Origin of the sequence: Nocardioides sp. (assembly GCF_036493135.1) — a bacterium.
GTDB lineage: Bacteria > Actinomycetota > Actinomycetes > Propionibacteriales > Nocardioidaceae > Nocardioides.
In genome coordinates this window covers 21,177-43,012 of the sequence record NZ_DASXQG010000051.1, presented here as the reverse complement: position 1 = coordinate 43,012, position 21,836 = coordinate 21,177, and the positions used below count along the sequence as shown (strand labels likewise).

Here is a 21,836-nt window from a genome sequence, read left to right as displayed (position 1 = left end):
ATCAGCGGACTTGGCCGACATCACCACCGTTCACAGCCGGGAGCGGACCGCTTCGAAGTCCGCCACGTGTTCGTCGGCCCCACCCGGGGTCTCGAAAACCACCGGCACACCCGCGTCGCGGACGACCGACGTCAGAAGGTCGGGGTCGATCTTCCCGGCGCCGACGTTGGCGTGCCGATCGGCGCCGGAGTCGAACTCGTCGCGGCTGTCGTTGCAGTGCACCAGGTCGATGCGGCCGGTGATCGCGCGGATCTCGTCCACCACCGACTCCAACGGGATGCCGCCGGCGTGGGCGTGGCAGGTGTCGAGACAGAACCCGACGTCGTCCGACCCTGATGCCGCGCCGGCGATCGCGTCGAAGACGCCCTTGATCCGGTCGAGGTAGCGAGCCATGGCGTTGTCGCCGCCGGCGGTGTTCTCGATCAGCAGCGGGATCTTGATGTCGGTGGCCTCGATCGCCTTGCGCCAGTTGTCGAAGCCGACGGCCGGGTCGTCGTCGTTGTTCACGTGGCCGCCGTGGACGATCAGCCCGCGTGCGCCGATCTCGGCCGCGGCGTCCATGTGCTGCTGGAGGAGCTTGCGCGACGGGATGCGGATGCGGTTGTTCGTGGTGGCGACGTTGACGATGTACGGCGCGTGCACGTACAGCCCGACGCCCGCGGCCTCGGCGTCGGCCCGCAGCCCCTCCGCGCCGCCGGCGTATCGGATCTCGGGGCCCTTGTAGCCCTGCGGGTCGCCGAGGAAGAACTGCACGTGCAGCGCATGTCGCGCCTCCGCCTCCGCGATCGGGTCGGTCTGCTCGACATGCGCTCCGAGGGGGATGGTGCTCATGCCTGCCATCGTAGGAAGCCGGACCGACAGCGCGCTCACCGCCGGTCAGTGGCAGGCTGAGCCCATGAACGCCGTGGTCCTGATCGTGTTCACCCTCACCCTGGTCGGCATCGTCGCCGCGGGCGTGATGACCATCGCCGTGGCGCTGAATCGCGAGAAGACGGGCTGACTGTCATAACCGCGCGATCGCGCCATTAGAGCAGTGAATTGCGCCGGTCGGCTGTCATAACCGCGCGATCGCGCCACTAGAGCAACCACCCGACCCGCCTGGAAGACTCAGTGCGCCCAGCGGCTCGCCGCCGCGACCTCCTCGGGCGACGCCCCGTCGAACAGCTCCAGCTCCGACTCGCGTACGGCGCGGATCGCACCCGCCAGCGGCTCACCGAACGCCGAGGCCAGCACACCGTCCGCGACGAACGCGTCCAACGCCTCGCGCATGTTGTCGGGCAGCCGCCTGATCCCGCGGGCCGCCAGCGCTTCGTCGTCGAGCGAAGCCGGGTCGACGTCGACCGGGTCGGGCAGCGTGGCACCACCGTCGAGGCCGGCCGTTCCGGTGGCCAGCAGCCCGGCGAACATCAGGTACGGGTTGGCGTGCAGGTCGAAGCACTTCACCTCGAGGTTGGCCGCCCACTCCTCGCTGCCGTGCGAGCCGGTGACCATGCGCAGGGCCGCCTCACGGTTCTCCAAGCCCCAGCACGCGTAGGCGCCGGCCCAGTGCTGCGGCACCAGCCGGAGGTACGACGCCACCGACGGCGCGCCGATCGCGAGCAGCGCCGGCAGGTGCTCGAGGATCCCGCCCGCGAACGCCGTCGCCTCGTCGGTCAGCCCGAACGGCCCCGAGCCGGACGCCATCAGGTTCCGCTCGTCGCGCCCGAGGCTGAGGTGGACATGGCCACCGTTCCCGACCCCGGCCGCGTCCACCTTCGGCGAGAACGACGTACGCAGGCCGTGCCGCGCGCCGACCGCACGGATCGTGTGGCGGACCAGCACCGAGGTGTCGGCGGCGTGCACCGGGGACTCCGGCGACACCGACAGCTCGAGCTGTCCCGCGGCGTACTCCGGGTGGAACTGCTCGACCGCCACGCCCTGCTCGGCGAGAGCGGTGAGCACGTCGCGTCCGTAGTCCGAGGCGTTCGCCAGCCGGGTCAGGCCGTACGCCGGACCGGCCACCGCGGGCAGGTACTCGTCGCCCTCGTACGACACCACCCACTCGATCTCGATCGCCGACAGCACGCGGATCCCCCGGTCCGCGAGCCCGTCGGTCAAGCGGGTGAGCAACAGCCGCGAATCGATCGGGTAGGGGTCGCCGGTCTGGGCATACCGGTCGCCGGGCGCCCACGCCCAGCCCGGCTGGGCGGCGAGGACGACCAGACGGTCGAGGTCCGGGAGGATCCGCTGGTCGCCGATCGGGGCCCGGCCACCCGGTGGCGCGGCCACCCAGTCGTCGAAGCGGAAGTAGTCGAAGGCGGTCGAAAAACCGACGCCCCACGCGGCCAGCGCCGGCAGCCGGTCGAGCGGCACGGACTTCACGCGCGAGATGCCGGAGTTGTCGACGAAGCTGGTCGCCACCGCGACGACGCCGCGGTCGGCGAGCTCCCGGACCAGCCCCTCGGCGTGGGTCAGGCGACGGTCACGGTCGGCGAGGTCCACGCGACTTCCCTTCGGATCCATGCGTTCCGGCGGGACACGCACACGGATTGGACACCTATGGACAAAGGATAGGGCCGGGATCACACTCCGTGGAGGTCAGTTCTCGACGAGAGGATCCCCCGATGACCGCACCGGTTCGTGAAGGTACGTCGCTTCGCCGCTCACTCTCGGTCTGGCAGGCAGTCGGCCTGTCGGTCGCCCTGATGGCGCCCAGCATGGCCGCGAACATCAATCCCCAAGGCACCGCCGGCCTCGTCGGCCGCGCGACGCCGCTGGCGTTCTTCCTGGCCGCGATCGCGGTGCTGCTGATCGCCTACGTCTTCGTCCGGCTCTGCCAGTACTACCGGCACGCCGGATCGGTGTACGTGTTCGCCGGCTCGACGCTCGGCCCGCAGGCCGGCGCGATCGCGGGGCTCGGCCTGATGGGCACCTACATCTTCTACGCCCTGGTCACCTCGTCGGCCGCCGGCATCTTCGGCGCGTCGTTCCTCGACATCATCGGCGTCTGGAACAACCAGCCCGACTGGGCCGGCTTCCTGGTCGGGTTCGTGGCACTGGCCCTGGCGCTGTTCCTCGCGATCGTCCCGGCCAAGCGCGCGGCCGAAGTGCTGCTCAGCGCCGAAGGCATCACCGTCGCCCTGATTGTGGTCGTCTCGGCGGTCGTGCTCGTGCGGATGCTGGCCGGCAACGCGCCCGGCGACGCGGAGTTCACGATGAAGGTCTTCTCGGTGCCGCCGGGGACCCCGACGTCCGACCTCTTCCTCGGCATCATCTTCGGCCTGCTGTCGTTCGCGGGCTTCGAGGCCGCGTCGACCCTGGGGGAGGAGACCAACGACCCGCAGCGTGACATCCCGCGGGCGATCCTCTGGACCGCGATCTTCGGCGGCGTCTACTTCACCGTCGTCACCGCGATCGAGATGATGGCGTTCGGCCCGGACGACAAGGGGGTCGCGAACTTCATCGCGTCACCCGCGCTCGTCGGCGACCTCGGGACGTCGTACATCGGCTCCTGGGTAGGTGACCTGATCACCCTGGGCGCCTGCGTGTCCGCGTTCGCCTGCTGCCTGGCCTGCGTCGTCGGCGCCTCCCGGCTGTTGTTCGCGATCTCACGCGACTTCTCGCCCGGCCATCCGCTCGGCCGGACCGGCACCAACGACACCCCCGCGGTCGCGGCGATGACGGTGACCGGCGTCGTCCTGGTGATCGGCCTGATCTGCGCGGTGTTCTTCAACGCGAAGCCGTTCGACACGTTCCTGTGGAGCGGCACGATCGGGACCCTGATCCTCCTGGTGGCCTACGTCCTGGCGACGATCGGCTGCATCAAGCTGATCTGGATCGACAAGAAGATGCCGCAGGTGCCGACCTGGGAGATCGTGATCCCCGCAGCGGCACTGGTGGTGATCGGCTACACGATCTACCGCAACGTGATCCCCTACCCGACCTCCGGTCCCGCCCAGTGGTTCCCGGTGGTCGCGTTCGGGTGGGTCCTGCTGGTGGCGCTGGTCGCCTTCCTGGTGCCCGGCTTCGCGCAGCGCCTGTCGAGCGGTTTGCGGGAGCTGGACGAGGAGAGCGAGCCGGAGATCCTGGGTGGCTGACGCCGCGGACCTCACCGCCCACCTGGTCGACCTGGTCGACCACCACTGCCACGGCATCCTCACCGCCGATCTGGACCGTCCCGCGTTCGAGGGGCTGATGAACGAGGCCGTCCGCGCGGCGCCGCTCGGGACCACGTTGTTCGACTCCACGCTGGGCTGGGCGATCCGCCGACATTGCGCGCCGCTGCTCGACCTGGAGCCGTTGGTGCCGGCCGACGCGTACCTGGCCCGGCGTACCGAGCTCGGCGGCGCCGAGGTCAGCCGACGGTTGATGGGGGCCGCGGGCATCGGGACCCTCCTGATCGACACCGGGCTCGGGCCGGACGGGCTGACGCCGATGGATGAGCTGGCGGCGCTGTGCGGTGGTACGGCATACGAGGTGGTCCGGCTCGAGCGGCTCGCCGAGCGGGTGCTGGCGACGGGCAGCCGAAGCTTCCCCGGAGAGGTCGAGGACCGGTTGCGCGCCGCGCGGAAGGCCGGCGCGGTCGGGGCGAAGAGCATCGCGGCGTACCGCGTCGGGCTCGAGCTGCCGGCCACCAAGCCGTCGGATGACGAGCTGCGGCGGGCCTTGTCGAGGGTCGACGGCCGCCGCCTGGCCGACCGGACGGTCAGCAGCTGGCTCGCGCACACCGCGATCGAGGTCGGGCTGCCGTTGCAGTTCCACGTGGGGTACGGCGACAGCGACCTCGACCTGCTCGACTGCGACCCGCTGCGCCTGACGGCGTTCCTGCGCGCCACCGAGGAGCGCGGGGTGCCGGTGCTGCTGCTGCACAACTGGCCCTACCACCGGCAGGCGGCGTACCTCGCCCAGGTCTTCGACCACGTCTTCATGGACCTCGGCCTGACCACCCACAACACGGGGGCTCTGTCGACCGGGGTGCTGCGTGAGACCCTCGAGCTCGTGCCGTTCGGGAAGCTGCTGTTCTCCTCCGACGCCTACGGACTGGCGGAGCTCTACCGGCTGGGCGCCCTGCTTTTCCGCCGCTCGATGTCGACGGTGCTCGGCGAGCTCGTGGCCTCGGGCGATGCGACGTCGGACGACGCGGCGTACGTCGCGGCGCTGGTCGGCCGCGAGAACGCACGGCGGGCCTACGCCCTGTGATGGGCCCGGCGACCGACGAGCTGGCGTCACGGTGGCGGGCCGCCGTGCAGGCCCTGCTCCCGGACGCCGTCGCGCTGCGGCACGAGCTGCACGCCTCTCCGGCGCTGGGTGGGCACGAGACTCCGACCGCGCAGACCGTGGTCGACTGGATCGGCCTCGGTGACGGCTCGGTGGTGGCACAGACCGGGCGGCTGTTGCCACTGCCCGGCAGCACAGGTCTGGCGATCGCGGTGCGGGCCGAGCTCGACGGCCTGCCGGTCGAGGAGACCACCGGCGCGCCGTGGGCGTCGACGAACGGCGCGATGCATGCGTGTGGGCACGACGTCCACCTCTCGGGGCTGGCGGCCGTGGTCCGTGCGGCCGCAACGATCGATCTGCCCCGTCCGCTGGTCGCCGTGCTCCAGCCTCGCGAGGAGGGCGTCGACTCCGGGGCGAAGGACATCGTCGACGAGGGCGGGCTCGACGGGATCGAGGCGGTGGTGGCCGCCCACGTGCAGCCGCGCGTCGACACCGGTGTGATCGCGGTGACGCCGGGGCCGGTGAACGCCGCGATGGACGCGTTCCGGGTCGAGGTCAGCGGGCGCGGCGGCCACTCCGGCTATCCGCACACCGTCGACGACTCCGTTCTCGCCGTGTCGGCGGTCGTCGTGGCGCTGCAGCAGGTGGGCGCACGCAGGATCGACCCGACCGCCGGGGTCGCGTGCATGGTCACCCAGGTGCATGCCGGCACCGCGGACAACGTCGTGCCGTCGCGGGCGGTCTGCTCCGGGACGGTCCGGACGATGCGGTCCGACGATCGCGAGACGGCGCACCGGGCGATCGAGGAGATCGCGACGTCGGTGGCGGCCGGGTACGGGTGTCACGCGTCGGTGACGATCGGCCGGGGCGAGCCGGTGCTGGCCAACGACGTCGGGCTCGCCGTACGCGCCGGCGAGATCCTGAGCGAGCTCGGCCACGCGGTCGACCCGACCTTCCGGTCGTTCGGGTCCGACGACTTCGCGGCGTACTGCGAGCAGGTGCGTGGGTTGATGGTGTTCGTCGGCACCGGCGCCGAACGCGGTGGGCTGCACGACGCGTCGTACCTCCCCGATGACGCGTACGTCGCGACCGTCGCCGACGCGCTGATCGCGGGCTACTGCGCGGCGCTCACGCCCTGAACCCGGACCCGCTCCAGGACGGTCAGTCGTCGCCCCAAGTAAGGGCGTGGGGCAGTGGTGGTGGGCCATCAGTGCACCGTAGGTTGCTCCGTATCTACGGCCCGAGGGCCTTCCTCCTGTGCTGTGGAACCGGCGCTCCGGATCGGCGCGCCGTCAGTCGGAACCGGGAGAATGAGGACACCAATGACTGACCAACACGGGGAGAACCCGTCCGAGCCTTCGGGTGAGGGCTCACCTCCGCCGGACGGCTCGGCCACACCACCGCCGGCAGCTCCGGAGCCCTCGGGTGGATCGCAGTCCGGACTCGGTGCCACCTCGGCACTGCAGGGGGCGCACAAGTTCGACCTGGGCATCATCGCCGCGGGTGTGATCGCGTTCCTGGCCGGCTTCATGCCGTTCTACACCGCGTCGGTGAGCGCCGCCGGTATCTCCGCCTCGACGTCAGGGTCGGCGTACCACGGGTTTTTCGGCTGGTTCGCGGTCTGGGTTGCCCTGGCCGGCGCCGGGGTGGTGGCGGCCGCGCTCTTCGGCATCAGTTTGCCGTTAGCGGTCCACCAGGCAGCGGTCGGGTCGTTCGGCCTCTCGCTGGTGTGCCTGATCCTCGCCCTCTTCATCTTCCCGGGCGGCGACTGCAACAGCGTCAGCGGCCTCGGTGGCCTCACGTGCGACACCGGCCACGGCTTCGGCTACTGGCTCGCGGTGATCGCGGTGCTGGCAGGCCTCGGGCTGTCGGTGATGCGGATGCGGGAGTCGACGACCACGACCAGTCCCGCCTGACCGGTTCAGCACCTACGACGGGCGTCGACCGATTCGGTCGGCGCCCGTCGCGCTGCTAATCTTCTGCAGTTGTCCGGCCCGTCCGGACACGGCGGTGGCCGACCCGCGTCGTACGCCGTGTGTGTTGAACGAGAACGCAAAGCCCTCCTGCCACGGATGGTCCGTGGCCGCTCTAGTCCAGAGGAGGTGGAGACCGCTGTGCGTGCCTATGAAGTGATGGTCATCCTCGACCCGAGTCTCGAGGAGCGGACGGTTGAACCGTCGCTCGACAAATACCTCAACGTCATCCGCAAGGACGGCGGCAGCGTCGAGACCGTCGAGGTCTGGGGCCGGCGCCGCCTGGCCTACGAGATCCGCAAGAACGCCGAAGGCATCTACGCGGTCATCAACCTCACCGCGGAGCCGGCGACGGTCAAGGAGTTCGACCGCCAGCTCGGCCTCAACGAGTCGATCCTGCGCACCAAGGTGATGCGGCCGGACGCTCACTGAGCATCCTGTGGATCGATGGTGGCGCTTGTCGGTGCCACCGGCGAACATGAGCCAGAACGCACTCGCACTTCCCGAGGAGACCTGACATGGCAGGCGACACCCAGATCACCGTGGTCGGCAACCTGGTCGACGACCCCGAGCTCCGCTTCACGCCCTCGGGGGCCGCGGTGGCCAACTTCCGGATCGCCTCGACGCCGCGCACCTTCGACAAGCAGGCGAACGAGTGGAAGGACGGCGAGGCGCTGTTCTTGACCTGCTCGGTGTGGCGACAGGCCGCGGAGAACGTCGCGGAGTCCCTGCAGAAGGGGATGCGCGTCGTGGTGCAGGGCAACCTGCGCTCGCGGCAGTACGAGACGCGTGAGGGTGAGAAGCGCACCGTGTTCGAGATCCAGGTCGACGAGGTCGGTCCGTCGCTGAAGTACGCCACCGCCAAGGTGACGCGGACGCAGCGGTCGGGCGGCTCGTCGTACGGCGGCGGCCAGCAGGGCGGTCAGGGCGGCCAGGGCGCTCCTTCGGACAACGACCCGTGGGCGACGCCGGCGCAGGGCCAGCAGCAGCCCGCGAGTGGCGGCGCCGCTCCGGCGAGCGACCCTTGGGCGACCCCGGGCGTGAGCTCCGACGAGCCGCCGTTCTGATCCACACTCCCGTCGATCGAGTCTTCGAGCGCGCGGGACCCACAACTGAATACCAGTCCAAGCCCACCATTCCGGCTCAGCTCTCGTAGCGGCCGGGCTCGCTGAAAGGGAGCACCACAATGGCCAAGGCAGTCATGCGCAAGCCGAAGAAGAAGGTTTGCCAGTTCTGCAAGGAGAAGGCGACCGGTGTCGACTACAAGGACACCACGCTGCTCCGCAAGTTCATCTCCGACCGCGGCAAGATCCGCGCGCGTCGGGTGACCGGCAACTGCGTCCAGCACCAGCGCGACGTGGCGATCGCGGTGAAGAACGCCCGCGAGCTCGCGCTGCTGCCGTACACCTCGACCGGTCGCTGAGGGGAGCCGAGACGATGAAGATCATCCTGACCCAGGAGGTCACCGGCCTCGGACAGCCCGGCGACGTGGTCGAGGTGAAGGACGGCTACGGCCGCAACTACCTCCTGCCGCGTGGCGTGGCGATCCGCTGGACCCGTGGCGGTGAGAAGACCGTGGAGTCGATCAAGACCGCCCGTTCCTCGCGCGCCGTCCGCGACCAGGAGCACGCCGACCAGTTGAAGGGCAAGCTCGAGTCCGCCCCGGTCGACGTGAAGGTCAAGGCCGGCTCGGCCGGTCGCCTGTTCGGCGCCGTCACGACCACCGAGATCGCGGGCGCCATCGCCGGCGTCGTCGGTGAGGACGTCGACCGTCGCACCATCGCGCTGGCCAACCCGATCAAGACGCTCGGCGCCCACTCGGTGTCGGTACGTCTCCACGACGAGGTCTCGGCGACGGTGTCGCTCAACGTCATCCCCGCCTGACCCATCCACCTCGCCACGGCCCGCCCGGACCCCGGTCCCGGCGGGCCGTGGTGCGTCCGGGTGTTGCGGGAGCGGTGAGCCAGGACCGTTGTGGGGTGCCGAAGCGGTTCCGGCTCACCGCTGCTCGGCGCTAGGGGCGGTGGGTTGGGCCCAGGGGCGGGCGGCGTACCGGAACAGCAGGACGACGAAGAGCAGCAGGGTGATGCTGCCGACGACCCCCAACGCGTCGTCGAGTCCGTGGAGACCGCCGCCGAGCACCACGGGCGGCAGGAGGACCACCACGACGAACAGCGTCACCGCGGTCTGCAGCCACGCGCGGGCGCGCTGGTCGCCCGCCAGCCGGGCCTGCTGGGCGAGCGCGTGGGCCAGCACGATGACCGTGGCCAGCTCGGGGAGCCCGGCCGCCCAGGCCAGGGCGAGGTCGGTGACGTTGAGCGAGTCCCGGACCTCGGGGAACCAGACGACCACCGACACCAGCAGGCTGAGCGTGGCCAGGGCCCGCAGACCGCCGCGCTGCGGAAGCGGCAGCTGGGCCAGGCCGACCAGCACCAACACCCAGCCGAACGGGTCGGGGAGCAGGTCGAAGCCGTGCACGGGTGCCGCCAGCAGCACGATTACCAGGCCCATGGCCACGGCCTGGAGCGGCCTCACGGCGGTCAGGTTAGCCGGGGTTCTTTACCCCTGTGCATGAGCGGTGGATATCCCCCGTTCAGACCAGGGGTGGGGCAATGTGTCGACAAACCAACGTGCGAATCCCAGATGGCGAAAAGATGAACGAGTCATTCGGCGACTTTTCCGCCTGCACACCTGTGGAAGCACATACGTGCAGGTCAAGAGCGTGACAAGACGCGAGTCTCCGACCTTGTCCACACGTTGTCCCCCGGCCCGGCCACAGCCCGGGGCGTGTCGTCCACGTGCGGACCGCGGTTATCCCCAGCCCCTGTGGACAACGTGCTTCCAACGCGCCCTGCCCGGCACCTAGATTCCCCTGTCGACGGGTCGGCGGGAACGGGTGGGCCCTCGGCAGGGACGGTACGTCGTCGCTGTCGGTGGTCGCCCCTAGCGTCACACCCGTCACAACCGCCGGGCGCATGGGGCTCCCGCGGTGCCCCCGGAAGGAGCTGCTACGTGAGCATCACGGAGCAGGGGCCGTGGGACGTCCCGGGCGTTCCTGAGGCACCACGCGACGACTGGGGCGACGGCCCCGCGGCCTACGAGCCGGGTGAGCGGCCGAGCCGTCCCGGAGACCGGACACCCCCTCAGGACAACGCCGCCGAGCAGAGCGTGCTCGGCTCGATGCTGCTGTCGAAGGACTCCATCGCCGACGTCAGCGAGGTGCTCCGGGGTGCGGACTTCTATCGTCCGGTCCACGAGGTCATCTTCGACGCGATCATCGATCTCTACGGCCGGGGCGAGCCGTCCGACCCGATCACCGTCGCGAACGAGCTGCAGCGCCGGGGTGAGCTCGCCCGCATCGGAGGCGCGCCGTACCTCCACACGCTGTCGGCCAACGTCCCGATCGCGGCGAACGCCGGCTACTACGCCGAGATCGTCCGTGAGAAGGCCATCCTGCGGCGGCTGGTCGACGCCGGCACCCGCATCGTGCAGATGGGATACGCCGGCCAGGGCATCGTCGACGACGTCGTCGACGCGGCACAGGCGGAGGTCTACCAGGTCACCGACCGGCGCTCGTCGGAGGACTACGCGCCGCTGAGCGACATCCTGGACGGCGTCCTCGACGAGATCGAGGCGATCGGCAATCGCGACGCGGGGCTGTACGGCGTGCCCACCGGCTTCGCCGACCTCGACGACCTCACCAACGGCCTGCACAACGGCCAGATGGTGATCGTCGCGGCGCGTCCCGCCATGGGCAAGTCCACCCTTGCCCTCGACCTGTGCCGCGCGGCGTCCATCCAGAACAACATGGCCTCGTGCTTCTTCAGCCTGGAGATGACCAAGTCCGAGATCACCATGCGCCTGCTGAGCGCCGAGGCGAAGGTGCCGCTGAACCACATCCGCAACGGCCAGCTGAACGACGACGACTGGCAGAAGCTCGCCCGCAAGATGGCCGAGATCTCCAGCTCTCCGCTGTTCATCGACGACTCGCCGAACATGACGATGATGGAGATCCGGGCCAAGGCCCGCCGGCTCAAGCAGCGCCACGAGCTGCGGCTCATCGTCATCGACTACATGCAGCTGATGACGTCCGGCCGCAAGGTCGAGAGCCGCCAGCTGGAGGTCTCGGAGTTTTCGCGCCAGATCAAGCTGCTGGCCAAGGAGCTCGAGGTGCCGATCATCGCCCTCTCGCAGCTCAACCGTGGCCCCGAGCAGCGCGGCGACAAGCGCCCGATGATGAGCGACCTGCGCGAGTCAGGATGTCTGACGGCCGACACGAGGTTGATGCGCGCCGACACGAACGCCGAGATCACGCTCGGTGAGCTGATGGCGTCCGGTGCGACCGAGGTGCCGGTGTGGTCTCTTGACGACCGGCTGAAGCTGGTGCCCCGCACGCTCACGCATGCCTTTCCCAGCGGCGTCAAGCCGGTCTTCGAGCTGACGCTGTCGTCGGGTCGCCGGATCCGCGCGACGGGCAACCACCAGTTCCTCACCTACGACGGGTGGATGCCGCTGTCAGAGCTGGCTCCCGGCGCGCGGTTGGGCTCGTTGCGTCACGTGCCGCCTCCGCTCGACGTCCGACGCCGCGACGACGACGAGGTGGTGCTGCTCGCTCACCTGCTCGGTGAGGGCTCCTTCGTCAAGCGGCAACCGATCCGCTGCGCCAGCATCGACGGGGCCGACCTCGCGGCCGTGTCGGAGGCCGCTCGGCGGCGGTTCGGGATCACGGCCGAGCCGGACGAGTGTGCCGCGGCCCGCGTGACCACGCAGCGCCTGGCGGCGCCGTACCGAATGACTCATGGGCGACGACACCCGATCGCGGCGGGGCTGGACCAGGACGCGCTGTTCGGACTCCGGAGTCACGAGAGGTTCGTCCCGGACTGGGTCTTCGGGCTTCCCAAGGAACAGGTCGGTCTCTTCCTCCGCCACCTCTGGGCCACCGACGGGTCGATCGGGTACGACGCCGAGCGCCGGCTCGGCCGGATCGACTACGCCTCGACGAGTCGTCGCCTGGTGGACGACGTTGCGAGGCTGTTGCTCCGCTTCAACATCTTCGCCCGGATCAAGCGGGTCAAGAAGGCCGGCGGCCGCGACTCCTGGCACCTCTCCATCGACGGCGTGGAGAACCAGCTGCGCTTCTGCGACGAGATCGGCGTCCATGGGCAACGCGGCGCGCAGGCGACCGCACTCGCCGAGCAGCTGCGCGACCTCCACCCGAACACCGACCTGGACACAGTGCCCCAGGAGGTGTGGGGCCGGGTCCGCGAGGTCCTGGCCGAGAAGCAGGTGACCCACCGGCAGCTCGCCGCCGCGACGGACACCCGGTTCTACGGATCCACGATGTCGAAGCACGCCCCGAGCCGCGAGCGGCTGGCTCGGGTCGCAGCTGTCCTGGACGACGCCGAGCTCGACATTCTCGCGACCAACGACGTCTTCTGGGACTCGATCACCTCGATCGAGCCCGCGGGGACGGAGCCGGTGTACGACGCAACGGTGCTGAAGACCCACAACTTCGTGGTGAACGGACTCGCGGCCCACAACTCTCTCGAGCAGGACGCCGACATGGTCATCCTGCTCCACCGCGACGACGTCTACGAGAAGGAGTCGACCCGCCCCGGCGAGGCCGACCTGATCGTGGCCAAGCACCGCAACGGCCCCACCCGCGACATCGTCGTCGCCTTCCAGGGCCACTACTCCCGCTTCGTCGACATGGCCCACTGATGATGGTCCCGTTGCTGAGCCGGTGGTACGACGTCCGCCTCGACCCCCGGTTGGTCAGCGCCCGCTGACTGGCCCGGCCTTAGGCTGCCCGCTGTGACCGGCTCGTCGAGCAACGCCCCGCAGAAGGACCGGGACGAGCGGATCCTCGACGCCGTCCTCCGCCTGCTCGCGCAGCACGGCATCTCCGGAGTCAGCATCCGCGCGGTGGGCAGGGAGGCCGGGGTCGCCCCCGGGCTCGTCGGCTACTACTTCGAGGACAAGACCGCTCTCATCCGTGCCGCCCTCCGTCGGATCGAGGAGCAGGACATCGCACTGGTGACCGCCGTGCGTGGCTCCTCGCCGCAGGCCCGGCTCCGGACGGCTCTCAGGCGAGTCGCGAAGCCGGAGTTCCTCACCACCGAGTACCTCGCCCTGCGACTCCAGCTGTGGGCGCTCGCCCAGGCGCACGACGACTTCGCCCACATCAACACCACCGCCCAGGAGCGCTACCGCTCCGGCCTCGCCGACCTGATCAAGGCCGCGCGCCCCGAGCTGACCCGCGCGGAGTGCGGCAAGCGCGCCGCCGACGTCGACGTCGTCCAGAACGGACTGTGGTTGACCGCCTTGCTCGGACTGGACCGTGCCTCCCTGAGACGCGCGGTCGCCCGGTGCGAGGAGATCGCCCTGGGACCCTGACCCACACCCGACGTTTGTACGAGCGTCCAAGAAATCATTGAACGAACGTCCAAGGGGGGCCTACGCTCGGCCCATGATGATGCCGGTCACCCAGGACGACGTCCGCGACGTCGCGGCAGGCTTCCACCCGGACCCGTCACGCTCGATGTCGTTGCGATCGCAGGCCTACCTCGAGCAGAAGTGGCTCGACGCCGAGCTGACCGGGGTGTTCGCCCGCACCTGGCAGTGGATCTGTCACGCCGGTCGCCTGTGTACGCCGGGCAGCTACGTCACGGCGACCGTGGCCGGGATGCCGGTCGCGGTGGTCCGCGACCGAGAGGGCGAGCTGCGGGCGTTCTACAACGTCTGCCAACACCGCGCCCACGAGCTCTTGTCGGGTGCCGGCACGACCCGCAACATCGTCTGTCCCTACCACGCCTGGACCTACGACCTCACCGGCGCTCTGAAGGCGGCACGGCGGGCCGACCGCATGGAGACCTTCGACAAGTCGAACATCTGCCTGCGTCGCGTGCAGGTCGAGGAGTTCGGCGGGTTCGTCTACGTCAACCTCGACCCGGACGCACCGGCGCTCGCGGACCAGGCCGGCGACCTGGCCGCCGACATCGCGCTCTGGGCCCCCGACGTCACCACGCTCAGCCACGCCAAGCGGCTGACGTACGACGTGGCCACCAACTGGAAGAACGTCATCGACAACTTCCTGGAGTGCTACCACTGCCACATCGCCCACAAGGAGTTCGTCGACCTGGTCGACATGAACACCTACGAGGTCAGGACGCACGGGATCTGGTCCAGCCACTTCGCGGAGGCGGGCAAGCACCAGAACGCGGCGTACGACGTCTCCGGGGCAACCGTGAACCAGCACGCCGTGTGGTGGCTGTGGCCCAACACCTGTCTCCTGCGCTACCCCGGTCGTGGCAACTTCATGGTCTTCCAGGTCCTTCCCGACGGACCCGAGCGCACCCTCGAGACGTGGGACTTCTACTTCGAGACAGCCGAGCCGGAGGAGGTCGAGGCCCAGTCGGTGCGCTACGTCGACGAGGTCCTCCAGCAGCAGGACATCGCACTCGTGGAAAGCGTCCAACGGGGGATGCGCACGCCGGCGTTCGACCAGGGCCGGATCGTGGTCGACCGGGCTGGGTCCGGTCTGTCCGAGCACGGCGTACACCACTTCCACGGGCTGCTCATCGACGCCTACCGGAACCTGGTCGACCTCACGCCGGAGACCGAGCATGTCGCCCCCTGACGACGCCGTGGCGGTCCTGGGCGGCGGTCTGATCGGTCGCAGCTGGACGGCGTTGTTCCTGGCAGCGGGAAAGTCGGTCGCCGTCTTCGACCCGGACCCCGCCACCGAGTCTCGGGTCCACGCCGCGGTCGAGACCGCCTGGCCGGTGCTTCAGCAGCTGGGTCTGGCTCGGTCGGGAGAGCCCGACAGCGACGTCGTCGTGAGCCGAGACGCCCGCACCGCCGTCGAGGGCGCGCAGTTCGTGCAGGAGAGCATCCCGGAGCGGGTCGATCTCAAGCACGAGCTGTACGCCGTCATCGAGCCGGTGCTGGCTGACGACGCGGTCGTGGCCTCGTCGGCGTCCGGGCTCACCCTGAGCGAGCTGCAGCGCGGCTGGAAGGACCCGAGCCGACTGGTGCTCGGGCACCCGTTCAACCCGCCACACCTGATCCCCCTCGTCGAGGTCATGGGCAACCAGCGCACCGCCCCCGGCGTGGTCGCCGCCGCTCGCGCCTTCTACGAGTCGGTGGGCAAGGTGACCATCGAGCTCCGGCGAGAGGTACCCGGCCACGTCGCCAATCGACTGCAGGCGGCTCTCTGGCGCGAGGCGATCCACCTGGTCAACGAGGGGGTCGCAACGGTGGCGGACATCGACACCGCGGTCGCCTCCGGCCCCGGACAGCGCTGGGCCGTGATGGGCCCGACCCTGCTCTTCCACCTCGGCGCCGACGAGGGCGGCCTTGCGACCTTCTGTGAGAGGTACGCCGAGAGCTTCCACCGCTGGTGGGACGACCTCGGCACACCCCGACTGGACGACGCGACCGTCCACCGGCTGGTCGAGGGGGTCTCGCGGGTCGTGCCCGAATCCGATCTCACCGAGCTGTCGGCTCGGCGTGACGCCATGCTCATCTCCGTGCTCGCGGCGACCCACGGTGGCGAGAAGCCTGGCCAGGACGCTAGGCATGACGCATGAGCCGACACCTGAGCCGACACATTGCAGTCGTGACCGGCGGCAGCCGGGGGATCGGGCGTGCGGTGGTCGAGCGGGTGTCCGCCGACGGCGCCCGCGTGGCCACCTGCGGGCGCGGCGACCGGCCGGCGTACCTCCCCGACGACGTGGTCTGGATCCGGGCGGACGTCGCGAAACCGGAGGACGCCGATCGGCTCGTCGCGCAGGCCACCGAACAGCTCGGACCCGTCTCTCTCCTGGTCAACAACGCGGGTGTCCTGGTCGCGAAGACCGTCGCCGAGTCGACCGACGACGACTGGGACCTGCAGGTGGGAGTGAACTGCCGCGGGGTCTTCAACATGTCCCGAGCCGTCCTGCCGGGGATGACCGGGCACGGCGGGGTCATCGTGAACATCGGCTCCATCTCCGGGGTCGTCGCGGACCTGTCGAGTGCGCTGTACAACGCCTCGAAAGCGTTCGTCCACGCACTGACCCGGTCGATCGCGATCGACCACGGTCCGCAGGTGCGCTGCAACGCAGTGCTCCCCGGATGGGTCGAGACCGACATGGCCGACGAGGGATTCGACCTCGCGGGCGATCCCGCCGCGGCTCGTCGCGACGCGATCGTCCGGCACCCCGCCGGCCGGATGGGTCGCCCGACGGACATCGCGAACATCGTGGCCTGGCTGGCCGGCGACGAGGCGGCGTGGGCCACCGGTCAGTGCTTCACCGTGGACGGGGGTCTGACCGCGGCCTCGCCGTTGCGGCCGGGGTCGTTCTGAGCCAGGCGGGTTCAGAGCACGTCGCTCAGGTCGAGCGTGGTGATGCGCTCGGGGTCGGTGAGGATGTTGATCTCGACGATGCGGTTGCTTCGGATCACCGGGCAGAAGACGGATACCGGCCGCCCGTTGCGCAGCGAGACCAGACCGACCGCACCGTTGACGAGCACCCAGACCTGCTCCGGCTCGTGGCCGGCGCGCCGGAACGCCGAGGCCTGAGACGCGACCTGGAGCGCGCCACGCACGATGCCCGACTCGCCGCGAAGTCCGCCGTCCGCACGCAGGACGACGTCCGGGTCGAGTACTTCGAGCAGGGCGTCGAAGTCTCCGTCGCGAGCAGCGGAGGTGAACGCGTCGAGAACGCGGCGCTGGGTCGCCAGATCCGCGGCGGGGGGTGGCGTGGACCGGACCCGGCGCCGAGCGCGGCTGGCCAGCTGGGTGGCCGTGGCCGCGGTGCTACCCACGATCTCGCCGATCTCGTCGAAGGGCACCCCGAACATGTCGTGCAGGACGAACGCCATCCGCTCGCGCGGGTTCAGCGTGTCGAGCACCACCAGCAGGGCCAAGGTCACCGCGTCGGACTGCTCGGCGGACGCCGCGGGGTCGGCGTCGAGGCGGGTCACGACCGGGTCGGGGAAGTGGAAGTCCAGCGGCTCCTCGCGTCGTGACTTCCGCGACCGGAGGAGGTCCAGGCACACGCGGCTCACCACGGTCGTCAGCCAGCCGCGCAAGTTGACCACGTCGTGGGTGTCGGAACGCGCCAGCCGCAGCCAGCCCTCCTGCACGGCGTCGTCCGCCTCGGTCATCGAGCCGAGCATCCGGTAGGCGACCGAGTGCAGATGAGCGCGGTGCTGCTCGAAGTCCTCGGCCAGCTTCTCCTGAGTAGGCATCTGTCAGGTTCCTCCTTCGCGGTCCGTCACCTCAGTTGACGAACCGAACAGAAAAGACATGACAGGAGAAGCACCATGGAAGCACGGATGCCCCATCCCGTCTTCGTCGTCCCGGCCGCTTTGAAGGCGCTCACGGCGTACAGCCGGGCCGGTGCGGCGCTCGGGGTACCGACCGAGACCATCGAGATGGTGAACCTGCGGGCGAGCCAGATCAACGGCTGTAGCGTGTGCGTCCAGCTCCACTCGACCAGCCTGAAGAAGGAAGGGATGAGCGACGAGCGGCTGTACGCCGTGGCGGCGTGGCGCGACGCGCCGTACTTCACCGATGCCGAGCGCGTCGCTCTCGAGCTCACCGAGGCGCTGACCCGCCTCGCGGACCGCGGCGACCCCGTGTCCGACGAGCTGTGGGACGAGGCCGCACGGCACTACGACGAGCAGGGGCTGTCCGCCCTGCTGATCGCGATCAGCTCGATCAACGTGTGGAACCGGCTGAACGCCGCGACTCGTCAGGTGGCGGGCGCCTGGTCCGCCTGAGCAAGACTCGGGCCATGACCGACATCTCGCCCCAGACGGCCGCCGGCAAGGTGCTCCTCCACTTCGCGATGAGTCTGGACGGCTTCGTGGCCGGACCCGGACACTCGATGGACTTCTTGTCCCGCGCGACGAACCGCCCGGGACTGGTCCAGGAGTACGTCGAGACCACCGGCGCGATCCTCGCGGGACGTGCCGGCTTCGACAGTGCGATCGGTGACTCGCGGCCCTACGGCGGAGCGTGGCAGGGGCCGATCTTCGTCCTCACCCACCACCCCGAGGACGCGATGCCGACCCCCGACATCACCTTCCTGTCGTGCCCGGTCCAGGAAGCGGTGGGGATCGCGCTCGAGGCCGCGGGCGGGAAGAACGTCGAGGTCTTCTCGCCGACGATCGGCCGGCAGCTGTTGCAGCTCGGCCTGGTCGACGAGCTCGACCTGCACGTCGTACCGGTGCTCCTCGGCGACGGGATCCGGTTGTACGACGCGCCTGGTGGCGAGCCCGTGCACCTCCGACGCGACGACGCCGAGCCGACCCGGACGGTCAGCCTCCGGTATCGACCCGACGGCGGCGCACCCGACTGCGCAGGTGGGTGACGCGGTGCTCGAGGCTCTCGATGTCGGGGGTCGTCAGAGTCCGGACCAGGTCGAGCTCGACGTGCCCGGTGGCGGGTCGTCGGGCGCGGCGTGGGTGAGCACGAAGATCGGCACGCCGTCGTGGTGGTCGCCGTCCCAGCCACCGGCGAACTCGAAGGTACGCCGCCCGACGATCACCGCGCCGGTCTGCATCACCTCGTCGAAGACCAACGCGCTCGGGCCGTCGGTGGGTCGGTACGACGCGGCGTCGGGGCCCCCTCTCCCAGCCACGCGTGGAGCCGCTCACCGCCGTCACCGAGCCCGTGCCCGGCCGAGGAACCTCGGTGTCCGCCGCGACCGTCGCGCGGACGAGGATGGGCGAGGTGACCACGCCGCCCGAGCCCCCCTTCGTCGACGAGCACGCACGATCCGTCGCGGCCACGCCCGAGCGCACCTGGGCGGCGCTCCACGACTACGTCGAGGGCCTGACGACCTCGTCCCACGGCGTCCTGTTCCGAGTGCTCGGCACGGTGCCCCGCAGCGGGTTCGAGGTGGTCGAGTCGGCTCCACCCCACGAGATCGTGCTGGCGGGACGCCATCGCTTCTCGACGTACCGGTTGGTCTTCCGCGTCGACCCGGAGGGCGACGCCTCGCGGCTGCGCGCCCTGACCTACGCGGTGTTCCCCGGCCCGCACGGCTGGGCCTACCGCACGTTGCTGATGCTCAGCACCGGCCATGCCCGGGCCACCCGCGGGATGCTGCGCACGGTCGCGAAGCGCGCCGAGGGATGACGCTCACCGCCAGGGCGTCGTCCTGACCAGCTGAAGTGCGCGCTTGGTGACGAACGGCTGGTTCTGCCGGTACAGCCATGGCCGGCCGATCCAGAGGTAGCCGTCGACGTACTTCCTCGCGAGCCGATCGGTGGCGGCGGACAGGCCCCAACGGTGGGCGGCGGAGTGGGCCGTGGGCGGGATGCCGAGCGTCGCGCAGGTTCTCGAGGCGGGGGTGGTCCTGGACCCGCAGACCTTCGGGTTGTCGGGGTCCCTGCCGGTGTAGGCGCCGTACTCATAGGGATGCCCGTTGGTGGAGGTGTTGATGACCGCGGTCCGGCCCGGGAACCCCTTCCGCGCCAGCGCCCGCGCGATCGCGGCGGCGCGTGCGACCTCGGCGGTGGTCGAGTCGAAGTGCGTGCTGTTCAGGGCGAAGCCGTGGGCGTGGCGGATGCCACCATGCACCAGGATCCTCACCGCTGCGTGGACACCGCCCTGAGCTCCCGCATGCGGCCAGTCGGCCGCGCCAGCCTCGACGTACACGCTGGTGTGCGGCTGCGCGGAGAGCACCTTCGCGGCGTACGCGACCAGCTTCGACGGCACCTTCGAGCCGTGGGGTGCGCAGAGTGCGAACGGCCCGTCCGGCTGTAGCACGATCGCGGCGTGGGCGCTGCCGACGGCGCCGGCGAACCGGTCGATCCACGTCTTGTACGACGCGCGCTCGGCCCGGGTGGGAAGCCGGCTGCAGGCGGCCTGCTCCCACGGCACCATCCGGAAGACCGTCATCTGCACGAGCGTCGAGGGATCGCCGGCCTGTGCGTTCGCGACGTACTCCTGGACCCGCTGGGCGATCTGGTTGTTCGGGATCCAGGCGCCGAACCACTTGGCCTTCGGGGCCAGCGCGATGTAGCCGAGCAGCTTCTTGTGCCTGCCAGTCGCGTTGACGTAGGGCGCCCACGCCATCTCCTGCGGGCCTTCGTAGGTGCCCCACGGGCGACCGGCGAGCGGGTTGCGGCCCGACGTCGCCCGGGCGCCCGACGAGGACACCGACGACGACACCGACGACGACACCGGCGACGACACCGGCGACGACACCGGCGACGACGTACTGGCTTTGTGGTGCGTGGAGTGCGGAGAAGTGGACAGGGCGCCGGCGGCAAGGCTGATCAGCACCGCCGCAGGCAGGAGCACGCTGGGCATCGGGGGGTCACCTTCTCGGGGGGACCCCCAGCATCACCCGGAACCGGCGTCGCCGCCAGGGATCGGCGAGGCTCGTGCTGGTCGTGCACCCGGAGGACCCGGACGACAGGAGAGCCGGCCGCGGAGGGTGCGGCCGGCTCTAGGTGGATGGAGCGGTGGTCTGTGTTGTCGAAGGCGGACAGTCGGAGGCGGGCACCTCAGCGGTCGCGCTGGTTGAGCAGGTAGTCCTGGTACGGCTGGGTCCGGAGGAGCGCGCGGTTGGCGGCCACCTGGTCGCCCCACGCGTAGCGCGCGAAGGCGCGGAATCGCTGGATCTTGCTGGTCTTCTGGGTTGTGGTCATGCACCCAATGATCCCGGTACAGACTGTTCAGCACAAGCGAATGTTTCTAACGAACCATGCAGTTGTGCTGTATGATCAGGAGCATGATCGACGTCCAGCGTCTCCGCGTGTTCAGGGCGGTCGTGGCGAGTGGTTCGGTGCAGGCAGCGGCCGACCACCTCGGCTACACCCCGTCCGCAGTCAGCCAACAGATCTCGGCCCTGCAGCGCGAGACCGGGCTCGTGCTCTTCGAGAAGGCGGGGCGCGGGATCACCCCGACCGCGACCGCCAAGGTCCTCGCGGCCGAGAGCGAGGACCTCATGGACAGCCTCAACCGGCTGGGCGGTGTCGTCGACCACCTCCGCGAGGGGCGCACCGGCAGCTTGACGATCGGCGCGTTCTCCTCCGCGGCGCAGTTCTGGCTGCCCGCCGTGGCAAAGGGCCTGCGCCGGGACTTCCCCGAGCTGGTCCTGGACCTGACCCTCAACGAGCTGGGCCCCGAGTCGCCGGCGGCGGGCCGTCGCGACCTCGACATCACCACCGAGGACGCCGATGTGGACGGCGTCGAGCGGCCGGGCCACAGCCGGCACGTGCTGACCGAGGAGGGCTACCGGGTCGCGGCGCCGCGTGGCCACGAGCTCCTCGACGAGTGGGACACCCAGGTCCCGCTCGGGGCCCTGGCCGGCCAGCCGGTGATCGACAACGACTACCACGGGAACACCTGCACCCGGATCATCCGCAACGCCTGCCGGGCCGCCGGGTTCTCGCCGCGCTACGTCGCGCGCTCGGAGGACCATCACACGGCTCTCGCGTTCGTCGCGGCCGGCGTCGGCGTGACCATCCTGCCGGCCCTCGCCGTACCGGAGTCGATGGCCGGAGTCGACAGTCGCGAGCTGGTGAACCCGACTCCTCGGCGGCGGATCGTGGTCCACGTCCGCGACGGTGCGGCGGACGCCCCGCAGGTACGCCGTGCCCTCGAGCTGCTCGACGAGGCCGTGGCGAAGACGGCAGCGCGCCGCTCCGTCCTCACCTGAG

The 21,836-nt window shown here is 70.1% G+C and carries 25 protein-coding genes; 18 read left to right on the top strand and 7 right to left on the bottom strand.

The features are described 5' to 3' along the window. Positions 1–30: 30 nt before the first annotated feature. Positions 31–831, bottom strand: coding sequence for a deoxyribonuclease IV (locus tag VGJ24_RS09290; protein WP_331500265.1), 801 nt, complete (start codon positions 829–831; stop codon positions 31–33). Between VGJ24_RS09290 and VGJ24_RS09285 the strand changes: the two genes are divergently transcribed. Continuing rightward, entirely contained in the window at positions 830–1,000 is a 171-nt protein-coding gene (locus tag VGJ24_RS09285; protein WP_331500264.1) for a hypothetical protein, read from the top strand. The two genes, VGJ24_RS09290 and VGJ24_RS09285, sit on opposite strands and share 2 nt — an antisense overlap. Positions 1,001–1,107: 107 nt before the next feature. Here VGJ24_RS09285 and VGJ24_RS09280 read toward each other — a convergent pair whose 3' ends face one another. Continuing rightward, positions 1,108–2,481, bottom strand: a complete 1,374-nt coding sequence (locus VGJ24_RS09280; protein WP_331500263.1) for a glutamine synthetase family protein — start codon at positions 2,479–2,481, stop codon at positions 1,108–1,110. A gap of 122 nt (positions 2,482–2,603) precedes the next feature. Here VGJ24_RS09280 and VGJ24_RS09275 point away from each other — a divergent pair, with 122 nt between their 5' ends. From VGJ24_RS09275 to rplI, 8 genes are all read left to right on the top strand, one after another. Next, complete coding sequence (locus VGJ24_RS09275; protein ID WP_331500262.1) at positions 2,604–4,076, top strand: APC family permease; 1,473 nt, start codon at positions 2,604–2,606, stop codon at positions 4,074–4,076. After that, positions 4,069–5,178 (top strand): amidohydrolase family protein, encoded by a 1,110-nt coding sequence (locus VGJ24_RS09270; protein WP_331500261.1) that lies wholly within the window; start codon positions 4,069–4,071, stop codon positions 5,176–5,178. Before VGJ24_RS09275 ends, VGJ24_RS09270 begins: the two co-directional genes overlap by 8 nt. Next, positions 5,178–6,335, top strand: a complete 1,158-nt coding sequence (locus VGJ24_RS09265; RefSeq protein WP_331500260.1) for a M20 family metallopeptidase — start codon at positions 5,178–5,180, stop codon at positions 6,333–6,335. The genes VGJ24_RS09270 and VGJ24_RS09265 overlap by 1 nt, the downstream gene beginning before the upstream one ends. A gap of 183 nt (positions 6,336–6,518) precedes the next feature. Further along, positions 6,519–7,112, top strand: coding sequence for a hypothetical protein (locus VGJ24_RS09260; protein ID WP_331500259.1), 594 nt, complete (start codon positions 6,519–6,521; stop codon positions 7,110–7,112). A 198-nt stretch (positions 7,113–7,310) separates the two neighbouring features. Then, positions 7,311–7,601 carry a 30S ribosomal protein S6 gene (rpsF, locus tag VGJ24_RS09255; protein ID WP_331500301.1) on the top strand — a complete coding sequence of 97 codons (291 nt, stop codon included), beginning with the start codon at positions 7,311–7,313 and terminating at the stop codon, positions 7,599–7,601. Between the two features lie 86 nt (positions 7,602–7,687). Beyond that, positions 7,688–8,236, top strand: coding sequence for a single-stranded DNA-binding protein (locus VGJ24_RS09250; RefSeq protein WP_331500258.1), 549 nt, complete (start codon positions 7,688–7,690; stop codon positions 8,234–8,236). A gap of 119 nt (positions 8,237–8,355) precedes the next feature. Continuing rightward, positions 8,356–8,592, top strand: coding sequence for a 30S ribosomal protein S18 (rpsR, locus tag VGJ24_RS09245; RefSeq protein WP_331500257.1), 237 nt, complete (start codon positions 8,356–8,358; stop codon positions 8,590–8,592). 14 nt (positions 8,593–8,606) lie between these two features. Next, on the top strand, positions 8,607–9,053 hold the full coding sequence (rplI, locus tag VGJ24_RS09240) for a 50S ribosomal protein L9 (protein ID WP_331500256.1): 447 nt from the start codon (positions 8,607–8,609) through the stop codon (positions 9,051–9,053). Positions 9,054–9,167: 114 nt separating this feature from the next. On the opposite strand, the gene VGJ24_RS09235 is transcribed toward rplI, so the two are convergent. After that, a complete protein-coding gene (locus VGJ24_RS09235) occupies positions 9,168–9,704 on the bottom strand; it encodes a hypothetical protein (protein WP_331500255.1) in 537 nt (178 codons plus the stop codon). 300 nt (positions 9,705–10,004) lie between these two features. Between VGJ24_RS09235 and VGJ24_RS09230 the strand changes: the two genes are divergently transcribed. The 5 genes from VGJ24_RS09230 to VGJ24_RS09210 all read left to right on the top strand — a co-directional run bounded on the left by VGJ24_RS09230 (position 10,005) and on the right by VGJ24_RS09210 (position 16,518). Continuing rightward, on the top strand, positions 10,005–12,890 hold the full coding sequence (locus tag VGJ24_RS09230; protein ID WP_414691053.1) for a replicative DNA helicase: 2,886 nt from the start codon (positions 10,005–10,007) through the stop codon (positions 12,888–12,890). Positions 12,891–12,983: 93 nt separating this feature from the next. Next, on the top strand, positions 12,984–13,565 hold the full coding sequence (locus tag VGJ24_RS09225) for a TetR/AcrR family transcriptional regulator (protein ID WP_331500253.1): 582 nt from the start codon (positions 12,984–12,986) through the stop codon (positions 13,563–13,565). Between the two features lie 73 nt (positions 13,566–13,638). Further along, positions 13,639–14,808: a ring-hydroxylating oxygenase subunit alpha gene (locus VGJ24_RS09220; protein WP_331500251.1), complete on the top strand. Its 1,170-nt coding sequence runs from the start codon at positions 13,639–13,641 to the stop codon at positions 14,806–14,808. Next, entirely contained in the window at positions 14,795–15,760 is a 966-nt protein-coding gene (locus VGJ24_RS09215) for a 3-hydroxyacyl-CoA dehydrogenase NAD-binding domain-containing protein (RefSeq protein WP_331500249.1), read from the top strand. Before VGJ24_RS09220 ends, VGJ24_RS09215 begins: the two co-directional genes overlap by 14 nt. Next, positions 15,757–16,518: an SDR family oxidoreductase gene (locus VGJ24_RS09210; RefSeq protein WP_331500248.1), complete on the top strand. Its 762-nt coding sequence runs from the start codon at positions 15,757–15,759 to the stop codon at positions 16,516–16,518. The genes VGJ24_RS09215 and VGJ24_RS09210 overlap by 4 nt, the downstream gene beginning before the upstream one ends. Before the next feature lie 11 nt (positions 16,519–16,529). On the opposite strand, the gene VGJ24_RS09205 is transcribed toward VGJ24_RS09210, so the two are convergent. After that, entirely contained in the window at positions 16,530–17,405 is an 876-nt protein-coding gene (locus tag VGJ24_RS09205; protein ID WP_331500247.1) for a sigma-70 family RNA polymerase sigma factor, read from the bottom strand. A gap of 75 nt (positions 17,406–17,480) precedes the next feature. On the opposite strand from VGJ24_RS09205, the gene VGJ24_RS09200 reads away from it, so the two are divergent. Next, positions 17,481–17,939, top strand: coding sequence for a carboxymuconolactone decarboxylase family protein (locus VGJ24_RS09200; RefSeq protein ID WP_331500246.1), 459 nt, complete (start codon positions 17,481–17,483; stop codon positions 17,937–17,939). 14 nt (positions 17,940–17,953) lie between these two features. After that, positions 17,954–18,532 carry a dihydrofolate reductase family protein gene (locus VGJ24_RS09195; RefSeq protein WP_331500245.1) on the top strand — a complete coding sequence of 193 codons (579 nt, stop codon included), beginning with the start codon at positions 17,954–17,956 and terminating at the stop codon, positions 18,530–18,532. 33 nt (positions 18,533–18,565) lie between these two features. Here VGJ24_RS09195 and VGJ24_RS09190 read toward each other — a convergent pair whose 3' ends face one another. Continuing rightward, positions 18,566–18,802, bottom strand: coding sequence for a hypothetical protein (locus tag VGJ24_RS09190; RefSeq protein WP_331500244.1), 237 nt, complete (start codon positions 18,800–18,802; stop codon positions 18,566–18,568). 53 nt (positions 18,803–18,855) lie between these two features. On the opposite strand from VGJ24_RS09190, the gene VGJ24_RS09185 reads away from it, so the two are divergent. Next, the gene (locus VGJ24_RS09185; RefSeq protein ID WP_331500243.1) at positions 18,856–19,302 is read left to right on the top strand and encodes a hypothetical protein; all 447 of its coding nucleotides are present in this window, start codon (positions 18,856–18,858) and stop codon (positions 19,300–19,302) included. A 3-nt stretch (positions 19,303–19,305) separates the two neighbouring features. On the opposite strand, the gene VGJ24_RS09180 is transcribed toward VGJ24_RS09185, so the two are convergent. Together VGJ24_RS09180 and VGJ24_RS09175 are read right to left on the bottom strand one after the other, a co-directional pair. Continuing rightward, positions 19,306–20,481 carry a glycoside hydrolase family 6 protein gene (locus VGJ24_RS09180; RefSeq protein WP_331500242.1) on the bottom strand — a complete coding sequence of 392 codons (1,176 nt, stop codon included), beginning with the start codon at positions 20,479–20,481 and terminating at the stop codon, positions 19,306–19,308. A 197-nt stretch (positions 20,482–20,678) separates the two neighbouring features. Next, the gene (locus VGJ24_RS09175; protein WP_331500241.1) at positions 20,679–20,822 is read right to left on the bottom strand and encodes a hypothetical protein; all 144 of its coding nucleotides are present in this window, start codon (positions 20,820–20,822) and stop codon (positions 20,679–20,681) included. 83 nt (positions 20,823–20,905) lie between these two features. Here VGJ24_RS09175 and VGJ24_RS09170 point away from each other — a divergent pair, with 83 nt between their 5' ends. Continuing rightward, positions 20,906–21,835 carry a LysR family transcriptional regulator gene (locus tag VGJ24_RS09170; protein ID WP_331500239.1) on the top strand — a complete coding sequence of 310 codons (930 nt, stop codon included), beginning with the start codon at positions 20,906–20,908 and terminating at the stop codon, positions 21,833–21,835. Position 21,836 lies beyond the last annotated feature (1 nt).

What these genes read in the sequence shown, in the direction of transcription:
- VGJ24_RS09285 (WP_331500264.1), top strand. Translation starts at nt 830, where the DNA reads ATGCCTGCCATCGTAGGAAGCCGGACCGACAGCGCGCTCACCGCCGGT.
- VGJ24_RS09290 (WP_331500265.1), bottom strand. Translation starts at nt 831, where the DNA reads ATGAGCACCATCCCCCTCGGAGCGCATGTCGAGCAGACCGACCCGATC.
- VGJ24_RS09275 (WP_331500262.1), top strand. Translation starts at nt 2,604, where the DNA reads ATGACCGCACCGGTTCGTGAAGGTACGTCGCTTCGCCGCTCACTCTCG.
- VGJ24_RS09265 (WP_331500260.1), top strand. Translation starts at nt 5,178, where the DNA reads ATGGGCCCGGCGACCGACGAGCTGGCGTCACGGTGGCGGGCCGCCGTG.
- VGJ24_RS09260 (WP_331500259.1), top strand. Translation starts at nt 6,519, where the DNA reads ATGACTGACCAACACGGGGAGAACCCGTCCGAGCCTTCGGGTGAGGGC.
- VGJ24_RS09250 (WP_331500258.1), top strand. Translation starts at nt 7,688, where the DNA reads ATGGCAGGCGACACCCAGATCACCGTGGTCGGCAACCTGGTCGACGAC.
- rpsR (WP_331500257.1), top strand. Translation starts at nt 8,356, where the DNA reads ATGGCCAAGGCAGTCATGCGCAAGCCGAAGAAGAAGGTTTGCCAGTTC.
- rplI (WP_331500256.1), top strand. Translation starts at nt 8,607, where the DNA reads ATGAAGATCATCCTGACCCAGGAGGTCACCGGCCTCGGACAGCCCGGC.
- VGJ24_RS09220 (WP_331500251.1), top strand. Translation starts at nt 13,639, where the DNA reads ATGATGATGCCGGTCACCCAGGACGACGTCCGCGACGTCGCGGCAGGC.
- VGJ24_RS09215 (WP_331500249.1), top strand. Translation starts at nt 14,795, where the DNA reads ATGTCGCCCCCTGACGACGCCGTGGCGGTCCTGGGCGGCGGTCTGATC.
- VGJ24_RS09210 (WP_331500248.1), top strand. Translation starts at nt 15,757, where the DNA reads ATGAGCCGACACCTGAGCCGACACATTGCAGTCGTGACCGGCGGCAGC.
- VGJ24_RS09205 (WP_331500247.1), bottom strand. Translation starts at nt 17,405, where the DNA reads ATGCCTACTCAGGAGAAGCTGGCCGAGGACTTCGAGCAGCACCGCGCT.
- VGJ24_RS09200 (WP_331500246.1), top strand. Translation starts at nt 17,481, where the DNA reads ATGGAAGCACGGATGCCCCATCCCGTCTTCGTCGTCCCGGCCGCTTTG.
- VGJ24_RS09195 (WP_331500245.1), top strand. Translation starts at nt 17,954, where the DNA reads ATGACCGACATCTCGCCCCAGACGGCCGCCGGCAAGGTGCTCCTCCAC.
- VGJ24_RS09180 (WP_331500242.1), bottom strand. Translation starts at nt 20,481, where the DNA reads ATGCCCAGCGTGCTCCTGCCTGCGGCGGTGCTGATCAGCCTTGCCGCC.
- VGJ24_RS09175 (WP_331500241.1), bottom strand. Translation starts at nt 20,822, where the DNA reads ATGACCACAACCCAGAAGACCAGCAAGATCCAGCGATTCCGCGCCTTC.
- VGJ24_RS09170 (WP_331500239.1), top strand. Translation starts at nt 20,906, where the DNA reads ATGATCGACGTCCAGCGTCTCCGCGTGTTCAGGGCGGTCGTGGCGAGT.